We start from the raw sequence: 19,018 nt of genomic DNA, 5'->3' as shown, positions 1-19,018 counted from the left end.
CTTACTCCTTTCTGGCTGTCATATATATTTCTGCAAAATTCTGCTCTTGTTCTACATCGATTTCTTTCCGTTTGATCAACTCAAGAATTGCCAGGAAAGTAACGACAATATGCTCACGGTCAGATTCGGGGAATAAGTCGTAAAATCTTTTCCGATTGCCGCTTTCTTTCAGGAAGCTCAGGACCTCGTCCATCCTTTTTTCAATAGAAATTTCCTGGCGGGCGATTTTGGTTGAAATGGGTCTTTGCAGCTTCTTCCTTCTTAAAAGCTTTTGAAATGCACCAAGCATGTCATACAAAGAAATATTCAAGTCGGTGTTTTCACCCTTAATTTCATGGGCATATTCCGTTAGGTCACTTGGAGGTTTGGTGTACATAAGTCCCCGTTCCTCCTCAAGGGATTTCAAATCACTTGCTGCCTCTTTGAATTTTTTATATTCAATCAATCTCTCCACGAGTTCATTTCGCGGATCCCCGTCATCATCAAATTCAAAATCATCTTCCAGTTCTTCCTCATGCTTAGGGAGAAGCATCTTGCTTTTAATTGCTAACAGCGTCGCTGCCATCACGAGGTATTCACTTGCGACATCAAGCTGCAATTCCTTCATCGCATGGATGTACATTAAATATTGTTCAGTTATTTCCGCTACTGGTATATCGTAAATATCAATCTCCAAACGATTGATCAAGTGCAGAAGTAAATCCAAAGGACCCTCAAAGGCCTCGATTTTCACATTATATTGCATCATTTCCCACCAAAATTCCTATATTGAACTGCATCATTATATAAGTATAGTAGATAAACTTCATGTTATCCATTACTAATTTACATCGTTAAAACTGAAGTCTTTGTTAAAGTTTTTTTTCGCATTGATTGTTGCTGTTCGTACCTGTACTAGTAACCCGCATTAATAAATGTATCGGGGCTCTTTTCGAGGAGAATTCTGAATAATGATTGCATTTATAAGGTTAAGATAGCAACAAAGTTTACGAAAAGAGCTTTGTTAAAAATAGCCGAACCGCCCAAACCTTTCCCCCTGTTGCTGCATATGCTGAAAATGAATACTAGGCTATTTCACTATTAGGAGGTTATGTTAAATGTCTGATGGAAAAGGTTATGGATACGGAGCAGGCTTTGCTTTAATTGTCGTGCTTTTCATTTTGCTCATCATCGTTGGTGCTGCCTGGTTATAAGCCAATACCAAAGACGAAGATGCCCGGCACCAGCCGGGCATTTTTATATTTGGCTGATTGCACCCGCTTCTTTTATCATTTAATTGAATATATGCTAAGCTAGTAGTACTTGATAGGGGGTAATTTCATGACAAAATATCCAATATCGTATATACAATATCTCGCACATTTCCACGGAGACAGAGATTATTTTGAGTGTCACGAAATTCTGGAAGAGTATTGGAAAGCGACAGATGCCGGCAATAAAAAATCCATCTGGGTTGCATTGATCCTGTTGGCAGTATCAAATTACCACCATCGCCGTAAAAATTTTTCTGGTGCAACAAGGACTTTAATTAAAGCAATGGAGATCTTTGCAGATGACAAGGAAGCGACTACCCGTTTGGGGATCGATCCTGAACTTTTGTCAGGCACACTGCGTAAAAGAAAGGAAGACTTGCTAAACAGACTTCCATACACAAGCTTTAACCTGCCTGTATGTGATTCCGAGCTTAAAAAGCTTTGCCACGAAGAGTGCAGGCAAAATGGTTTTACATGGGGAGCAAGCAGCGATCTGCAAAATCCTGATTTAATCCATCGACACTCAACACGTGACCGAACTGATGTGATTTCAGACCGGCAGATGGCTCTCGAGGAAAGGAAAGATCAAAAAGCGCAAGTGCCTCGTTCAGCCCCGACAAGCGCTGGAGGGCCTGACAGTGAAGTCGCTCCTTGACTTCATTGGCAGGACCGAAATCGAAAAGTATAGCCGACTGCCCAGAAACATAGAAACTGGAGACTCCGACAAGCGCTGGAGGGCCTTACAGTGAAGTCGTTCTTTGACTTCATTGACAGGACCGAAGCGTCTCGAGGGGCTAGGCGCTGGAGCTGGATTAAGACAATCACATGTAATATCCACACCAGAATCCATTTATAATTTCAACACAAAAAATAAAAGGCAGCTGGATTAACATCCACTGCCTTCTACACTATTGTCTTCCTCGATGCATTTTTCAAAAAAGGATGCTGTTTCAGCATTCGCAGCTGCTGTCCATTCAGGAAACATCTCCTGCAGAGAATTGACCATACGCCTTCCAATTCCCTGATGGCGGTGTGATGGATTCACTGAGATGTGAAGAAGCTGCATCAATTTATCTTCAGTGAAGTTAACACCCAACAGTCCGATGATATCTTCACCTTCCTTCCATAAAAACAGCTGCCAGGAATCATCCGCTTCATAATTCCTCATCGTCTGCTGAAGTTTTTTCAGATCCTTTTCATTTGGCATGAAAGATAATAATCCCATTGCTATCTTTTCAAATGCCTTTTTATATCGAATTAACATAAATATCCCTCATTGTGGTTTGACAATAATAATGGAATGAAAACAACAAGACTATTTTTCCCCTATCCCATTTAATTTAAACCTTAGTTTACCTTTAAATGGAATCGACGAAATTACATGTAAAAACACTATTTTGATACTATATGTTTTTCCTCAACTTATGGTTCTTTTTTTTATTGAATTGATCATATCATACTTAAACTATAACGATACTTCAAATCTTTGTCAGAACCTATTGTCCTGGTACGATAAAAAACCAGTAATAAGCTCCCCAGCCAACAGACATCAAAAGCAATAATGCGAATAATAGCCAGTTGTTCTTTTTCAAACGGAATCCCTCCCAATCTGTAATTTTACAACAAGACCGGGTTTTTAGCCAACGAAGTGAGATTTTCACTTCATATCTTGTAAAAAAAGCTGCGGGAGAGCAGCTTTAATTTTTCACCTTTTCTTTGAAAGGGAGATCTAATTTTACCATATCTTCAAATGTTTCACGGCGAACGACGAGGGTATCCTTTGAATCTTCAAGGAAAACCACCGCCGGTCTTGGAAGGCGATTATAATTATTCGCCATTGAATACCCATAGGCACCTGTGCAAAAAACAGCCAGAAGGTCTTGGTCTCCAGCCTTTGGCAGTGGGAGGTCCCAAATCAGCATATCGCCAGATTCACAGCATTTCCCGGCAATCGATACGGTCTCTTCAGGTTTGTCCATGACTCTGTTTGCAAGCACTGCTTCATATTTAGCCTGGTACAAGGCTGGGCGAATATTATCGCTCATTCCTCCATCGACAGCTACGTACTGACGAATATTCGGTACATCCTTTCTCGAACCAACGCGGTAAAGGGTAGTACCGGCATCCCCGACAAGAGAACGACCTGGCTCAATCCAGATTTCCGGCATATTCATCGAATAGCGAGAAGCTTGCTTTTTCACTTCCGCAATGATTTCCTCAACATATTGTGCTGCCGGTATTGGGTCATCTTCGTCTGTATAGCGAATTCCAAATCCACCGCCAAGATTGAGGACTGTAGAGTCGAAAGACAGATCCTTTTTCCACTGATGAAGTTTCTCAAAAATTTTCTGTGCAGCGAGGATGAATCCTGTCGTTTCGAAAATCTGTGAACCAATGTGGCAATGCAGTCCGAGAACCTCGAGGTTTTTGTTATCGAGGCAAAGTTTCATAGCCGCATCAGCCTGTCCATTCTGTAAATCAAATCCAAATTTCGAATCTTCCTGGCCTGTTAAAATATAGTCATGTGTATGTGCTTCAATGCCAGGTGTCACTCGTAATAATACCTTGATTACCGCATTCTTTTCTTTGCAAATATCCTTTAGCATGTCCAGTTCATAAAAGTTATCGATAACGATACAGCCAATATTGTGTTCTATGGCCATGAACAGCTCATCCCGGCTTTTGTTGTTGCCATGGAAATGAATTTTTTCTGTCGGGAAGCCAGCCGCAAGTGCCGTATAAAGCTCTCCGCCAGAAACGACGTCTAGCGAAAGGTTTTCCTCAGCGGCCAATTGCACCATTGCCACTGTTGAGAAAGCTTTACTCGCATACGCTACCTGAGCAGTTATACCCGCATTCTCGAATGTTTTTTTAAACGCTCTTGCCCGTTCCCTGATCAAGGCCACGTCATAAACATACAGCGGGGTTCCATACTTTTCAGCCAATTGGATTGTATCAACACCGCCAATTTCCAAGTGCCCCAGTCGATTAACCTTTGCAGTTCCATGAAATTCCATGTTGTCCCCTCATCCCTTGCCATTTAAAATCACTGTTCAAACATAATTTTTCATTGTTCAGTTAATTTTTCCATAATTTGTCCTACGGCTGTGTGAAACCCTGAAACCAGGGGGTTTAACCCGTCCCGAAAAATGATAAATAAATAGACAGTTCATCTGATGAACTGTCTATTTATTTTTCGCTTTAAGTCTTTAGTAAATTAAAAACACTTTACCATAATTCGAGGGAACGTGCAATTGGAACATTGTCATGATTTTGATGGCTGCTTGTAGCGGTTCCGGGCATGGACAATGCTTGGCCTGATTTTCGAACCTGGCACAGCCCTCCTGATCAGTATCTGTATAAAGGCGACAGGGTGAAAAGGAATGAATGGCCACAGATAAGGAGTGTTCAAGGATTTGATACTGGCAAGCAGCAGCAGCCAGGCCGTGGTTCCTGCTACAAATCCAGGAACATGGAATATAGCAGTCGAAATCAACAGGAATACCCTTCCTATTTTGTTCGCTATACTAAGTTCATAACTTGGTGTCGCATAAGTTCCGATTGCCGCCACAGCCACATAAAGAATGACTTCTGGCACGAACAACCCTACATCGATGGCGATTTGCCCGATCAGGACTGCAGCGATTAAACCCATTGCAGTGGACAGCGGTGTCGGCGTATGGATGGCCGCCATCCTCAGGAACTCAATCCCTCCATCTGCAAGCATGATTTGCAAGAAAATCGGGATATTGGAATCTTCATTAGGCCCGATAAATGCAATTTTATCAGGCAGAAGGTCGGGATTCTGAACAAATAAATACCATAACGGCAAAAGTAATAGTGATGCGAGCACCCCAAGGAATCGTATCCAGCGTACCATTGTCCCGACACCTGGTGATTGTCTGTACTCTTCGGCATGCTGAAGATGGTGGAAATAAGTCGTTGGTGTAATGATGACGCTTGGAGAGGTATCAACATAAATAAGGACATGTCCTTCAAGCAGATGGGTCGCCGCTACATCGGCACGCTCCGTATACCTTACCAGCGGGTATGGGTTATAGCCTTGTTTTACCAAAAATTCTTCAATTGTTTTATCAGCCATCGTGATTCCATCGATTTTAATTGACTGCAGCTCTTTTTTGATGACCTTGATCAAATCAGGGTTAGCAATATCTTTTATATAGCCAATCGCAACGTCTGATTTCGACCTTTCGCCTACCTTCATCATTTCAAAGCGCAGATTTTCATCCCTGATCCGCCTTCTTGTCAACGCTGTATTGACGATGATATTTTCAACAAAGCCGTCACGGGATCCGCGCACAACCTTTTCTGTATCAGGCTCCTGCGGCTGTCTCCCCGGGTAGCTTCTGACATCAACTACTAATCCTATTTGTTCACCCTCAACCAATATAACAATGAGTCCCGAAAGAACCTGATCGACAAGCTCATCCATCGTTTTGATTTTGTCTACGGACTGGTGGGTAATCCGATTCTCGACAATCTCTTGCAGATGTGAAGAAAGTTTCTCGTTATCATTAATGTCCACCAGTTCTTCAACAATATGTACGATGAAGCTTGTATCGCACAAACCATTCACATAATAAAAATGGACATTCTTTTTAAGGATTTTCAGTTTCCTGACTCCAAGGTCAAAACTGGCTTCCAGGCCAACGTGTTCTTTCATATACTTTTCAGCTTCGTCCAAGGATTGCGGGATGGGCAGCTTGTCATTGTTCTTTGGCATAGAATCCGCTCCTTTCAAGGATGATTTCCACTGCTTTCTTCGTTATTGGCGAACCGATTTTATAATGGTCACGGCGGGCCATTTTACCGATATCCCCTATTCCGATTATTAACGGGACATCAAGCGTATCCAAACAGTACACTGTATCTCCGTTAATTCTCCCCAGTTCCAGTTCTGGAATTCCATGTTTGTCCACTCCATAGGGAGTTAGTTCACCTTCCCGGTCTATGCAAAAATCCACGCGGCTCCATTCCGCCATATGCGTTTTCGAAGCGACCGCAATCGCTCCAAGCACCTCAATGTCTTCATGCTCAGCCACGTATTTAAGAGCTTTCTCTCCTGCTCCTTCTCCAAGGTAGCCACTATCATCGAACATAACTAAAACAGGATCCTTTGCAGCTTTTTTGATTAATTTAACAAGGTGCGGCCCCGAAAGGACAGAAGGATTGCCATGTGAAAGAGAGATGCACCGCCCGCCTACTTCCGCAGCCACATGTTCAACTGCACGCCGGGCATAATCATCACCATCTGTAATTAAGATTACCTTCCTTTTTTCGGCCATTCTCTGCCGTCCTTTCTGCCATTCATTTTTTCCGGATTTATTATCGCTGTAGGTATGGAAGCGCACTTTCACGGGTCAAACTACCTATAGCTGCTTTCAATAATCAACGTCCTACGAAATAAATCCAATGGAATAATGAGCCAAATATTTTACCAAGCACAATCGCCATCAACAATGTCTCGAGCTTGTCATCTACCCTGACTCTTTTAGCGAGGATTGGGAGTACATTCAGGACCTCTGTCAACGCAGCTGCCAGCATACCGACAAATATGCCCCCCGCCAACCCAAGCGGGAGTGTCACGTAAGGAGAAAAATTCATTACAGGGTCTCTCAGGCTTCCTGCAGTTCCAAGCAGAGCTCCGAGTACCACTGCCCACTCATACCAGGAAATCAGTTTCATTGTCTTCGTCAGCTGTGTAAGTCTGGGAATCACTCCGAGAACCGATAAGAAAGCAACAAAACCAGACCCTACAGCAAGCCCGCTTGCCAGCCCGATAAGAACAATGAACAAGACACTAATCGTCATTAAGATGTTTCACGCTTTCCTTGTTTTCATGCAGGATGACATATTGATCTAGAGACTGCTGATAATTGAACATTTCTACTTCAAGCGGGCTCGGCTCTTCATTTAGCCTCTTTTTGAATACATGGTTAAAGAATAGAATCATGCCCAGACCAATGCCGATTGAATAGGGAATTTGGAATAACAGCGGCTTCGCGACTTCCTTTCCTGTCATGATGAAATAGAGCCGCTGATGCACCGACTGCATGCTGACATCTTCATGGAAGTTCATGATGGTCAACGCAGCACCGAAAAATAGCAGGAACCACACAAGGATAAAGAAGGGAATCGACATCCCTTTTTTCTTGTAAATCACCTCGATAATCGTTTGAGGCGGGCCCACAGTCTGGATTTCATGATCAGGATATATCTCAGCAATGAAACGAATGACCTTCATAACATCGATAATGTGAATATGGTCTTTCGGCATAATCTTTTTGACTTGAAGAGAGGCCAGTTCGTGATATATATCTTCGCTGGCAATGATCTGCGCAATATCCTTCAACAAGAGTGATTGCTCAGGCTTGACTTGGACGCGATTCCTCATACGGATATAAATCGTTTTTTCCATCAGATTCACTTCCAACACAGTGTTTTCCTCGTATATTTAGTATGGATTCCTGCAGTTATTTCATGAAGTCCAATAATTGGTTAAGATGGGATGTGCATAAAGGAAGAAAGACGATGAATAGGTTATTGTGGAATGACTAGTTGGGTTTATTGGTGACCTGTTTTTCCTAAATCTAGGCTTTCCAGGCGCCAATATCTTAAATTAAGCAGGAAATATAAAAAAAGCCATATGGATTCAAAGATCCATACGGCCTTTCATTTGCTGCAGTATTTTCTTTTCGAGGCGTGAAACCTGGACTTGGGAAATTCCCAGGCGGACTGCGACCTCGGATTGAGTCTGATCCTTATAGTATCTCAAATACACAATCAGTCTTTCCCGTTCGTCGAGCTCGTTAATTGCCTCTTTTAATGCAATTTTATCAAACCAGCGGCCTTCTTCCCCGTTGTCAATCTGGTCTAGCAGGGTAATCGGGTCACCGTCGTTTTCGTACACCGTTTCATGGATGGATGCAGGACTGCGGCTTGCTTCCTGTGCCATGATCACATCTTCAGGTGAGAGTTCCAGAAACTCGGCTATTTCATTGACAGTTGGTACCCTGCCTAATGTTTTGGAAAGCTCGTCCTTCGCTTTCCTTATCTTATTTCCGGTTTCTTTAAGTGACCTGCTCACTTTCACGGTGCCGTCATCCCTGATGAAACGCTGGATCTCACCAATGATCATTGGAACGGCATACGTCGAAAACTTTACGTCATACGATAGGTCAAATTTATCAACTGATTTCAAGAGGCCAATGCTGCCAATTTGGAACAGGTCGTCGGGTTCATATCCCCTGTTGAGGAAGCGCTGGACGACAGACCATACGAGCCGCATATTTTTCTGGACGATTAAGTCCCTGGCCCCCTGGTCTCCCTGCTGGCTTCTCAAAATCAGTTCTTTGACTTCATGGTCCTTAAGATACGTTTGGCTATTATCCTTTTTTACCTCCACATCCATAGGCAGAACTCCCTTAATTGCACAGCGCTTTGCTCTTTGACAGGTGCTTTTTCAAACGAATCTCTGTCCCAAAGCCGGGCTCTGATCTCACTTGTACTTCGTCCATGAAATTTTCCATAATCGTAAAGCCCATACCGGACCTTTCAAGTTCAGGCTTGGATGTATAAAGAGGCTGCATGGCTTCATCGATATCTGGAATCCCAATTCCTTCATCCTTAATCAGCATTTCCACAGTTCCATCCTGAATCATCACAGAAATAAACACTTTCCCATCTGGATTACTTTCATAACCATGAATGATGGCGTTGGTTACCGCTTCCGATACTACTGTCTTAATTTCGGTCAGTTCATCCATCGTTGGGTCCAGCTGCGCGATGAATGCTGCGACCGTCACGCGGGCAAAAGATTCATTTTGGCTTAAAGCGCTAAAATGAAGATTCATTTCATTCTTCATGTATCAAGCAACCCCCAATCTCTCTAATGCATATTCTTCTGACGGTTCAAGACGGATAATCTTGAATAAACCCGACATGTCAAATAACCTCTTGATTGGCGGAGAAATTGCGCAAACTACCATCTCTCCATGAAGCTGCTTGATTTGTTTATACCTTCCTAAAACTACCCCTAGACCCGAACTATCCATAAAGGTGAGGTGTTCAAGGTTCAAGACAATGTGGCGGACTTCTTCGTTTTCAAGGGCTTTTGTTGCCTGCTCGCGAAGCTGGTCTGCAGTATGATGATCTAATTCACCACTAACTCGAATCAATAAGACGTCATGCTTCACTTCAATATCAATGTTAAGACTCACTATCCAAAGCCTCCTTATCTGGTATAGTGAGTCAAATTCTCCATTGATTGAGACAAATCCTTCTTAGGAACAAAACTAGTGCCTATTCGCTAAAACTAGATGGAATGGCAGAGTTTTCGACAATTCTGGCTGGAAATTCGGATTATTGTTGGCTTCCTGCTCTTGTAAACATCCCGAATGAGCGTTTATACAGGATCCACCAGCTGGCTTTTTCCACGTTTGCATCGGCAACTAGAGGCGTTTCTGCAAGGGTTTTTCCGTCTTTGACGAGCTTTAAAGTACCTACTCTGTCACCTTTTTCCACAGGTGCTTTAAGGCTTTTATTCAAAGTGATCTTCTGCTTTACATCCTTTACGTCTGCTCCTTTTTTGGTCAATAGAGATACACTTTCAGATGTAACAGCGTTTATTGTCTTCTGGTCTCCTTTGCTGATGGCTGCTTTTCCAAGTGCATGTCCTTTCTTGAACATAGGATGCGTCTGGTACTGGCTGAAGGCATAATCCAGCATTTTCGTTACCTGTGCATTCCTGGCCTTGGAAGTTGGCGCTCCAAACACGACTGCAATCGCACGCATACCATCCTTTTGAGCTGTAGCCGTCAGGCAATATTTCGCCTCATTTGTGAATCCTGTTTTCAGCCCATCCACTCCTGGATAAAAACGAACTAGCTTATTCGTGTTGACCAGCCAGAATTTCTTATCAGAGTCCTCTCGGAGATAATCTTCGTACGTTCCAGTGAACTTGGTGATTTTTTCGTACTTCAGCAATTCTTTCGCCATCATGGCCATGTCATAAGCCGAGCTGTAATGCCCTTCGACAGGCAAACCAGTGGTGTTCTTGAATACTGTATTCTTGAGGCCAAGCTCATTCACTTTTGCATTCATCATTTTGACGAATGCTTCTTCAGACCCGCCAATTCGCTCAGCCATCGCCACGGACGCATCATTCCCTGAGCCGATCGCGATTCCTTTCAACAATTGCTCAACTGTCATTTCTTCTCCTGGCTCCAGGAAGATCTGAGAACCACCCATTGAAGCGGCATATTCACTGGCCCGGACCTTTTCGTCCATTTTCAGCCTTCCTTCATCGAGCGCTTCCATGATCAGAAGCATCGTCATGATTTTGGTCATGCTCGCAGGCGGCAGCTTTTCATGACTATTTTTATCAAAAAGAACCTGACCAGTATCACGTTCAATCAATATAGCTGAACTGGCATCATTGGCCAGTCCCGAGTCTCCTTCATTCGCATATCCTTTTGGGGAGATAATTGCAGCTCCCATCATAAAAACAAGCAGTAAACTCGTCAACTTTTTCAGATTCATGGCCATAACCCTCCTATCTTTATAGGGTCTATTTTTTCCAATGAATCCATTTTTATACAAACAAGGTATATAAAACCGATATTTTTGCACACAAAAAAGCGAAGAGTTGCCTCTTCGCTTCCTTTAACCTACATTACTCTGTAATTTCTTCATGAACCAAAATTGGTGCATCAACATGTTCACTTGTAACCTTAATATTTTCATACAGCATTTCTTTCACTTCGTTTACATCCTCAAAGTTGCTGTAAATTGTTAGAAGTGATTCTCCTTTTTCTACCTTGTCGCCAATTTTCTTGCGAAGCACAAGGCCGACTGCCAGGTCAATTACGGATTCCTTCGTAGCTCTTCCTGCACCTAGCAGCATGGCTGCTGTTCCTACTTCATCAGCGACTATTTCAGATACATAGCCTGCTTCTCTGGCTTCAAGCTCGAAGGTGAATTTTGCCTGAGGAAGCCTGCTTGGATCATCGACAACGGATGCATCGCCGCCCTGGGATGCCAGGAATACTTTGAATGTTTCAAGTGCAGTTCCGTTCTTGATCACTTCTTCCAGCTTGCTGCGTGCTTCTCCAAGGGACTCAGCTTTTCCAGCAAGGAATACCATATGGCTGCCGAGCGTCAAGCAAAGTTCAGTCAGGTCTTCTGGACCTTCACCCTTCAATGTATCAATCGCTTCCTTAACCTCTAAAGCGTTTCCGATCGCATATCCTAGCGGCTGGCTCATATCGGAAATGACAGCCATTGTCCTGCGGCCTACATTATTACCGATGCGGACCATTGCCTTAGCTAGTTCACGGGAATCGTCGAGAGTCTTCATGAATGCTCCAGCACCTGTTTTTACATCCAGGACGATTGCATCAGCGCCCGCGGCAATCTTTTTGCTCATGATGGAACTCGCAATCAAAGGAATGCTGTCCACCGTTGCCGTTACATCACGCAAAGAATAAAGCTTTTTATCAGCCGGAGTCAGGTTTCCGCTCTGGCCGATGACCGCGATTTTATTTTTATTTACAAGATCGATGAATTCCTCATTGTCGATTTCAACATGGAATCCTTCAACAGCCTCCAGTTTGTCGATGGTTCCTCCTGTGTGGCCAAGTCCGCGCCCCGACATTTTTGCAACCGGGACACCCAAAGCTGCCACTAAAGGCCCTAGGACAAGAGTAGTTGTATCACCTACACCGCCTGTAGAGTGCTTATCAACTTTCACGCCTTCAATCGCAGATAGGTCAATCTGGTCCCCAGACTTCACCATTGCCATTGTAAGGTCTGCGCGTTCTTTCTCCGTCATGCCCTGGAAGAAAATCGCCATCGTCAGCGCACTTACCTGGTAGTCCGGGATTGAGCCATCTGTATACCCATCCACAAAAAACTGTATTTCTCCAGTTGATAATTCATGTCCGTCTCGTTTTTTTTCGATAACGTCAACCATTCTCATCATTATCACCACTTATTATTATTTAGCCGGTAAGCTATTAATTACTTCTTTCCTAACGTTTTTACGATTTCATTTACTAGCAACATGAAGCTTGACTTCACCTTTTCAGTTGTTTCGATTACCTCATCATGGCTCAGTGGCTGGTCAAGAATTCCCGCAGCCATATTAGAAATGCAAGAGATTCCCAGTACTTCCAAACCAGAATGCCTTGCTACCATGACTTCAGGAACGGTCGACATACCAACTGCGTCTCCGCCCATTGTACGAATCATGCGTACTTCAGCAGGTGTTTCGTAAACTGGCCCAGGGTTGCCAAAATAAACTCCCTCTTTCACATGAAGGTTGTTCTTGTCAGCAACCTCTTTAGCGACTGCTCTTAATTTCTTTGAATATGCTTCGCTCATATCAGGGAAACGCACGCCGAAACGTGAATCGTTTGGTCCAATCAACGGATTGGTTCCCATATTGTTGATATGGTCTGTTATGATCACCAAATCGCCTGGCTCAAAGCTCTCGTTGACGCCGCCAGCTGCGTTCGTAACGATCAGTTTTTCAATTCCGAGTTCTTTCATGACGCGTACCGGAAAGGTAACCTTATCCATGCTATAGCCTTCGTAAAAATGGAAACGCCCCTGCATGGCGATTACTTCCACACCGCTAAGCTGTCCGCAAACAAGCTGACCAGCGTGGCCTTCTACAGTCGAAACCGGGAAACCCGGGATTTCGTTGTAAGGAATCTTAACCGGGTTTTCGATATCATCAGCAAGAACACCAAGGCCCGAACCGAGAATTAACCCAATTTTAGGCTGCTGCTTAAGCTTATCATTTATAAAAGATGCTGCATTTTGAATTTGATTGTAATCCATGTAATCCACTCCTTATTTCAATTCATTTAGGAAGCTTGTTCCGTGGTCTGGCATTTTCACGTTAAAGTTTTCTGCAACAGTTGCTCCGATATCTGCAAATGTCTTACGGACTGGAAGTTCTTTTCCTTCGTTCATTCCTTTTGAATAGACGAGGAGCGGCACATATTCGCGTGTATGGTCTGTTCCAGGATGAACCGGATCATTTCCGTGGTCCGCAGTAATGATGAGAAGGTCCTCTTCTTTCAATTTTTCGAATACCTCAGGAAGACGGGCATCGTATTCCTCCAGTGCATTGCCATAACCCTCAGGATCTCGGCGGTGTCCGAACAAAGCATCAAAATCTACTAGGTTCAGGAAGCTCAAGCCTGTAAAATCCTGATCGAGGGTTTGCAGCAATTTATCCATTCCATCCATATTGGATACCGTGCGAAGAGATTCAGTTACCCCTTCTCCGTCATAAATATCTGAGATTTTACCGATAGCCAATACGTCCAGACCTGAATCCTTAAGTTCATTCATAACTGTTCTGCCAAATGGCTTCAGCGCATAGTCATGCCGGTTGGATGTACGTTTGAATTCCCCTGGTTCACCGATAAATGGTCTTGCGATGACCCTTCCGACCATGTATTTTTCATCTAGCGTCAATTCCCTGGCAATTTTACAAATATCATAAAGCTCTTCTATAGGAATGATTTCTTCGTGAGCAGCAATCTGCAGTACTGAATCAGCAGATGTATAAACAATCAGCGCCCCCGTCTTCAAATGCTCTTCGCCAAGCTCTACAAGGATTTCCGTTCCGCTTGCCGGCTTGTTTCCGATGACCTTCCTGCCGGTACGCGTTTCGAGCTCAGAAATCAACTCATCCGGGAATCCATCAGGGAATACCTGGAATGGTGTCTGGATATTCAGACCCATAATCTCCCAGTGGCCTGTCATTGTGTCCTTGCCGTTAGAAGCTTCTTCCATCTTTGTGTAGTAGGCCAGTGGCTTTTCAGCAGGTGCGATGCCTTGGATTTCCTCGATGTTGCTGAGGCCGAGTTGGCCCATGTTCGGCATTTTCAAGCCATTCATTCTTTCTCCGATATGGCCAAGTGTATGGGATCCTTTATCACCAAACTTTTCGGCATCTGGAGCTTCTCCGATTCCGACTGAATCCATGACGATCAAAAACACTCTTTTATATGTATTCGACATTCCTTCTCCTCCTTAAAAGTGTGAATGCGTTACTAACCTTTTAACAATTTTATGTTACCCTTTTTTGTTTCAGTTAATCGAATGCTTGCGTTTTCATTTGTCAGAAGTCTGACATCTCCATTGTACTAAATAAAAATAAAAACACAAGAAAAAAAGCCGGGTTTTAGCCGGTCTTTTATGACAATTCTATGAAACTATTACCTTGCCGAGTACACATTCCTGCTGCTAACAGCCTTGCAGAAATACATGAACCCATCCGCTCCTAGGCGCGTGGATGGAATTTTGTGTAAACATCCTTTAACCTCGTCTTTGTCACATGGGTATAGATTTGTGTGGTCGAGATGTCCGCATGGCCCAGCATTTCTTGCACGGCGCGAAGGTCGGCTCCATTTTCAAGCAGGTGGGTGGCAAATGAATGGCGCATCGTGTGCGGAGTCAACTCTTTCTCAATCCCCGCTTCTGTCGCAAGCCGTTTGAGGATTTTCCAGAACCCTTGTCGTGACAGGCCTTTCCCATGATGATTCAAGAATAAAGAGTCATCCTTATGTTTTTTCGATACAAGCTTTGGGCGGCCCTTTTCAAGGTATTGTTCAATCGCATCAGAAGCCGTTTTGCCAATCGGTATGATTCTTTCCTTGCTCCCTTTCCCCATGCAGCGGACAAATCCCATTGTCAGGTGGATATCAGACAATGTCAGTCCGATCAGCTCGCTCACACGGATTCCGGTGGCATACATCATTTCCAGCATTGCCTTATCACGATAGCCAAAATGGTCCGTCAGCTTTGGGCTGTCGAGAAGTGTCTCTACCTCTTCCATACTCAAAACTTTAGGCAAGGATCGTTCATGCTGAGGGCTCTCGATATGGACAGTCGGGTCATGGTCAACCGCCTTTTCCCGCAGCAGGAAGTGGTGGAAAGCCCTTATCGAGGCGATATGTCTTGCCAGTGTTTTTGAAGATTTACCTGAGTCTTTCAAATGCCCTAAAAAATGGACAATCTGCGGTCGCTGCACACCATTTAAGTCCCCAAGCTGTTCAACATTTTTAAGATATGTGATATAACTGTTCAAGTCGCGTTTATAAGATACGATCGTGTTCTTTGAAAGTCCCTTTTCAACTACTAAAAAGTGGATAAAGTCGTCGAGCCTGTCTTCCATTTTTATTACTCCCCATTCAGATAAAACAGTATCAGCCTTTCAAACATACTTCCCTTTTCTTCATCAAAAGTTCCTGATACCTTTATAGCCGCTCCCTCTGGTGCGTCATATCGATGATAGCTTTCATACTCTTCATTAATCCACATGATACCATAATAAAATAAGATTGTGCATCCAGTGAATAATATAAAGACCTTTAATGTGTGCAGTACCAAGCCAAACCACGATTTCATTTTCTTGCCTCCAACTCGACACATAGAACAATTGATGCAACTTTTTAATATTCATCTCATGTTCTATTCGACTTTACTTATTTACTAATCTGTATGCCAATTTGGACAAGAATTATACCTGAACATGGTGCCATTTTAATAAAAATAAAAAACCCTTTCTCCATGGGAAAAAGGGTTTTGGATCATTCAGTTTCAGCCGTCTCTTTTCCCTGGCATCTATGGCAAATGCCATGGAAAGTCAGGCGGTGGTCCTTGATTTTAAATTTCCAGTCTCTTTCAACGATTTCTTCCACATCTTCAAGAAGGTCGTCCTGGATTTCATCCACTGCTCCGCATTCGATGCAGACCAAATGGTGGTGGAAATGGGCAGCGCCTTCCTGGCGGAGATCGTAACGGGATACACCGTCGCCGAAGTTGATTTTATCGACAATTTTCAGTTCAGTCAGCAGTTCAAGTGTCCGGTATACTGTTGCAAGGCCGATCTCAGGAGATTTTTCTTTGACAAGCAAATAAACATCTTCCGCACTTAAGTGGTCTTCTTCATGTTCAAGCAATACTCGAACGGTAGCTTCACGCTGCGGCGTTAATTTATAGCTGGACGAATGCAGCTGTTTCTTGATTCTCTCAATTCTGTTTTCCATTTCGATACTCTCACTCCCCCGCCACTATTCTTTTATTATATCAGAAGGGGAATGAGATTCAAAATAAAATTATTACAAATAAGAAACAATAGTTATTATCAGTTAAAAGTAATTTTAATTTATTGAGTTGATGACTGCTTTCAACAGTGCCGGAGATAAATACGCCTCTACCCCTGCGGCCACAGCCAGGAATACAAGCGCGGCGACAAATGAAAAGATATATCTAAAAAACTGCGGCATGATCGGCTGGTTGATTTTCTTCATGAACTGGTTCCTAATCATTTTCAATGAAAAAGTCACCGCCATTGCTGCTGTGATAATGAAAACCGGTATAATGATGAAGTTTTGCGGAAGGATGGAAACAAAGGATAAGAGGAATCCGTCCCATTGCATTTGGTTAACGAGAAAGCCTACTGTGAAACCAACAACCATCCCCTTCATGAAAAGCAGGATCAAAATGACGGGAAGCCCTATGATTGAAACCCCGAGAATCCAGATGAGCCCAATGAATTTTCCATTGTGCAGAAAGCTCTGCAAAAATAGATCCTTTCCGTCCGCCACTTTCCCGGATGCTGCCTGGCCAAAAAACTGTGATAAATAATAAAATAAATCCTCTTTTTGAGTGAAGCTTAGGCTGTTTACTATTATTGCCCCAAAGATGACTCCCATCAAAAACAGGACAATGACAAAAAGATAGATTGAGGAATATTCTCTTAAATGGGTTACTGCGACGTCCTGGTACCTTCGTTTCTTCATCTCTTTTCCTCCTGCATATTGGTTACTACCATCATATGCAAGGACATAGAGTCTATGACTGCAAAGCTCCCAATTTGGTTTAATAGAAAACAAAAAGCGTAAGCGCCTTGGTCAGCCCCGACAAGCGCTGCCCGCCTATAACGCCACGTCCAATTGACCGGACTTTTTTAATCAGTTATTTTCCCGTATTTCCCTCCCCCGCCTGCTTGGAAGGCGAGATGTCCTTTTCTTGCCTTATCTATGGTAATGGCTGTCTTTTCAGGAATAACTTTTTTTAAAGAATCGAGAGGCACTGAGTGAAGGACTGCCATTTCTGTTCCAAAATGATCCATCAGCTTTTCTAGCATTTTCGGTCCAAGACCCGGAATAAATTCGAGCGGCACCTGGTGGATATAAGGAGGCCTCACATATTGATTTCCCTCTGATGAACTTAGTTCCTGAATTCTGTCGGCGACCCCTTTTATTTGTTTGACAGATCCGCATTCTGAGCACGCTTCACCATATGCTGGATTGTAAGCCAGGCATTCTGCACAGACTGTCCGATGATACTTTCCAAGCTGCGGATCCAAACCATAATTCGCTTTGATACCCCGGCCTTCCGCTTGCTTTAACGCAAGTTTCAGTTCCCGGAAGGATGGCTCAGCCATTTCAATTTTCTGGTATTCTCTCGCGATTTTCGCAAGTGAATGGGCATCGGAGTTCGTTACAAACGAATAGCCGTGAAGCTCAGCCAGCTGGTCAGCCATTTTCGTATCCGAGCTTAAGCCTAATTCAATGCCATCGATCAGGTCCGCATCAAAAACCTCAGTAAAAGAATTCTTGACTCCTTTGCCGTATAGGCTTTTGAAGGGTGTAAATACATGAGCAGGAATGAAAATACCACCAAGTTCCTTAACCTTCTTCTGCAAAACAAGCCCGGAAATATAGACTCTTTGGGAGCTAAGATGAATATTTTTCATGTGGTTTTCAAGCCATCTTGAAAAAGCTCTCATCGTCTGCAGGGTGGGCAGATAGCATAATACATGAATAGGCCCCTGGGTGCTTTCATCATTTATCTCAAGCTCGGAACCAAGGATGATACTCATTCCGCCATAATGAAGTCCGCCTTCTGGATGTTCCTGCAGCTCACCTGCTTCAAGCAAATCTTCCATTTCATCAAGAACTTCCGGTGAATGGCTGTCTATGACTCCTATCATATTCAATCCTTTATAATCCCTTGCGTGGCGGATAATATTACTGAACGTCAGTGATTTTGCTCCGGTGATTTTTACAGCTCGGCCTGATTTCGTCCTGCCTATATGAATGTGTAGATCAACGAAGTATTCCTGCATTTACTTTTCTAATGCCTCCTGCAATTGCAGGTGCTGTACTGCATATGCTGTTTTTGCATCGAAGATTTTTTGTTCCTTTATAAGCTGGATTGCCTCTTCAAGCGTTAACTCCATCAAGTTGACAAACTCGTCTTCATCCGCTGCTGCGGGATTGGCTTTTTTATTCAGCCCTGTTGCTTTATATACATGGATGATTTCATCTGCGAATCCTGGAGATGTGTAGAAGGAAATAAGCCATTCCATATTCGCGCATTCATATCCCGTTTCTTCCTCAAGCTCACGGGCAGCACAAACTTCCGGCTTCTCGCCTGCCTCAAGCTTGCCTGCCGGAATCTCGACGATCGTCCTTTCAAGAGCCTTCCTATATTGTTCCACCATGATGATTTTATGATCAGCAGTGACAGGAATGACCGCGACAGCACCTGGATGCTTGACGATCTCCCTTTTTGATGTTTTTCCATTCGGCAATTCTACATCGTCCACCTGCAGGCTAATGACCTTTCCTGTAAAAATCTGCTCTGTCTTCAATGTTTTTTCTTCAAGAGATTTCATACATGTCCACTCCTGTTCTAATCCGATATCAAATGCT

22 protein-coding genes are annotated in these 19,018 nt (G+C 43.5%); 2 read left to right on the top strand and 20 right to left on the bottom strand.

Annotated features, from left to right (window positions below; translation table 11 throughout):
* Position 1: 1 nt before the first annotated feature.
* The gene (locus J7E35_RS07805; RefSeq protein WP_214778558.1) at positions 2-745 is read right to left on the bottom strand and encodes a segregation/condensation protein A; all 744 of its coding nucleotides are present in this window, start codon (positions 743-745) and stop codon (positions 2-4) included.
* 352 nt (positions 746-1,097) lie between these two features.
* Here J7E35_RS07805 and J7E35_RS07800 point away from each other — a divergent pair, with 352 nt between their 5' ends.
* Together J7E35_RS07800 and J7E35_RS07795 are read left to right on the top strand one after the other, a co-directional pair.
* The gene (locus J7E35_RS07800; RefSeq protein ID WP_079509612.1) at positions 1,098-1,193 is read left to right on the top strand and encodes a YjcZ family sporulation protein; all 96 of its coding nucleotides are present in this window, start codon (positions 1,098-1,100) and stop codon (positions 1,191-1,193) included.
* Between the two features lie 127 nt (positions 1,194-1,320).
* Positions 1,321-1,908, top strand: coding sequence for a DUF309 domain-containing protein (locus J7E35_RS07795; RefSeq protein ID WP_214778557.1), 588 nt, complete (start codon positions 1,321-1,323; stop codon positions 1,906-1,908).
* A gap of 231 nt (positions 1,909-2,139) precedes the next feature.
* On the opposite strand, the gene J7E35_RS07790 is transcribed toward J7E35_RS07795, so the two are convergent.
* The 19 genes from J7E35_RS07790 to J7E35_RS07700 all read right to left on the bottom strand — a co-directional run bounded on the left by J7E35_RS07790 (position 2,140) and on the right by J7E35_RS07700 (position 18,981).
* Positions 2,140-2,517, bottom strand: a complete 378-nt coding sequence (locus J7E35_RS07790) for a GNAT family N-acetyltransferase (protein ID WP_214778556.1) — start codon at positions 2,515-2,517, stop codon at positions 2,140-2,142.
* 433 nt (positions 2,518-2,950) lie between these two features.
* On the bottom strand, positions 2,951-4,270 hold the full coding sequence (gene lysA / locus J7E35_RS07785) for a diaminopimelate decarboxylase (RefSeq protein ID WP_214778555.1): 1,320 nt from the start codon (positions 4,268-4,270) through the stop codon (positions 2,951-2,953).
* Positions 4,271-4,518: 248 nt separating this feature from the next.
* Positions 4,519-5,997, bottom strand: a complete 1,479-nt coding sequence (locus tag J7E35_RS07780) for a spore germination protein (RefSeq protein ID WP_214778554.1) — start codon at positions 5,995-5,997, stop codon at positions 4,519-4,521.
* A complete protein-coding gene (gene spoVAEA / locus J7E35_RS07775) occupies positions 5,981-6,559 on the bottom strand; it encodes a stage V sporulation protein SpoVABEA (RefSeq protein ID WP_214778552.1) in 579 nt (192 codons plus the stop codon). The genes J7E35_RS07780 and spoVAEA overlap by 17 nt, the downstream gene beginning before the upstream one ends.
* A 103-nt stretch (positions 6,560-6,662) precedes the next feature.
* Positions 6,663-7,085 carry a stage V sporulation protein AB gene (locus tag J7E35_RS07770; protein ID WP_214778550.1) on the bottom strand — a complete coding sequence of 141 codons (423 nt, stop codon included), beginning with the start codon at positions 7,083-7,085 and terminating at the stop codon, positions 6,663-6,665.
* The gene (locus J7E35_RS07765; RefSeq protein ID WP_214778548.1) at positions 7,075-7,692 is read right to left on the bottom strand and encodes a stage V sporulation protein AA; all 618 of its coding nucleotides are present in this window, start codon (positions 7,690-7,692) and stop codon (positions 7,075-7,077) included. Before J7E35_RS07765 ends, J7E35_RS07770 begins: the two co-directional genes overlap by 11 nt.
* 234 nt (positions 7,693-7,926) lie before the next feature.
* Positions 7,927-8,685, bottom strand: a complete 759-nt coding sequence (gene sigF, locus J7E35_RS07760; RefSeq protein ID WP_192470659.1) for an RNA polymerase sporulation sigma factor SigF — start codon at positions 8,683-8,685, stop codon at positions 7,927-7,929.
* A gap of 13 nt (positions 8,686-8,698) precedes the next feature.
* Positions 8,699-9,139 carry an anti-sigma F factor gene (spoIIAB, locus tag J7E35_RS07755; protein WP_041965295.1) on the bottom strand — a complete coding sequence of 147 codons (441 nt, stop codon included), beginning with the start codon at positions 9,137-9,139 and terminating at the stop codon, positions 8,699-8,701.
* A gap of 3 nt (positions 9,140-9,142) precedes the next feature.
* Positions 9,143-9,493: an anti-sigma F factor antagonist gene (gene spoIIAA / locus J7E35_RS07750; RefSeq protein WP_041965294.1), complete on the bottom strand. Its 351-nt coding sequence runs from the start codon at positions 9,491-9,493 to the stop codon at positions 9,143-9,145.
* A gap of 142 nt (positions 9,494-9,635) precedes the next feature.
* On the bottom strand, positions 9,636-10,808 hold the full coding sequence (locus J7E35_RS07745) for a D-alanyl-D-alanine carboxypeptidase family protein (RefSeq protein ID WP_285290771.1): 1,173 nt from the start codon (positions 10,806-10,808) through the stop codon (positions 9,636-9,638).
* A 139-nt stretch (positions 10,809-10,947) separates the two neighbouring features.
* Positions 10,948-12,252, bottom strand: a complete 1,305-nt coding sequence (locus J7E35_RS07740; RefSeq protein WP_214778546.1) for a pyrimidine-nucleoside phosphorylase — start codon at positions 12,250-12,252, stop codon at positions 10,948-10,950.
* Between the two features lie 41 nt (positions 12,253-12,293).
* Positions 12,294-13,118, bottom strand: a complete 825-nt coding sequence (locus J7E35_RS07735; protein ID WP_214778545.1) for a purine-nucleoside phosphorylase — start codon at positions 13,116-13,118, stop codon at positions 12,294-12,296.
* Between the two features lie 12 nt (positions 13,119-13,130).
* Positions 13,131-14,312, bottom strand: a complete 1,182-nt coding sequence (gene deoB, locus J7E35_RS07730) for a phosphopentomutase (RefSeq protein ID WP_214778544.1) — start codon at positions 14,310-14,312, stop codon at positions 13,131-13,133.
* A 262-nt stretch (positions 14,313-14,574) separates the two neighbouring features.
* Positions 14,575-15,468 (bottom strand): site-specific tyrosine recombinase XerD, encoded by an 894-nt coding sequence (gene xerD, locus J7E35_RS07725; protein ID WP_214778542.1) that lies wholly within the window; start codon positions 15,466-15,468, stop codon positions 14,575-14,577.
* Between the two features lie 5 nt (positions 15,469-15,473).
* Positions 15,474-15,701, bottom strand: coding sequence for a YqzK family protein (locus tag J7E35_RS07720; RefSeq protein WP_213368378.1), 228 nt, complete (start codon positions 15,699-15,701; stop codon positions 15,474-15,476).
* A 182-nt stretch (positions 15,702-15,883) separates the two neighbouring features.
* Positions 15,884-16,342: a ferric iron uptake transcriptional regulator gene (gene fur, locus J7E35_RS07715; protein ID WP_214778540.1), complete on the bottom strand. Its 459-nt coding sequence runs from the start codon at positions 16,340-16,342 to the stop codon at positions 15,884-15,886.
* A 114-nt stretch (positions 16,343-16,456) separates the two neighbouring features.
* Positions 16,457-17,098 (bottom strand): stage II sporulation protein M, encoded by a 642-nt coding sequence (spoIIM, locus tag J7E35_RS07710; RefSeq protein ID WP_192470666.1) that lies wholly within the window; start codon positions 17,096-17,098, stop codon positions 16,457-16,459.
* A gap of 167 nt (positions 17,099-17,265) precedes the next feature.
* The gene (locus J7E35_RS07705) at positions 17,266-18,429 is read right to left on the bottom strand and encodes an endonuclease Q family protein (protein ID WP_214778538.1); all 1,164 of its coding nucleotides are present in this window, start codon (positions 18,427-18,429) and stop codon (positions 17,266-17,268) included.
* On the bottom strand, positions 18,430-18,981 hold the full coding sequence (locus tag J7E35_RS07700; RefSeq protein ID WP_214778536.1) for an NUDIX hydrolase: 552 nt from the start codon (positions 18,979-18,981) through the stop codon (positions 18,430-18,432).
* Positions 18,982-19,018: the final 37 nt, after the last annotated feature.

Source organism: Bacillus sp. ISL-45 (genome assembly GCF_018613195.1).
GTDB lineage: Bacteria > Bacillota > Bacilli > Bacillales > Cytobacillaceae > Mesobacillus.
This window is presented reverse-complemented; position numbering and strand designations above follow the sequence as displayed.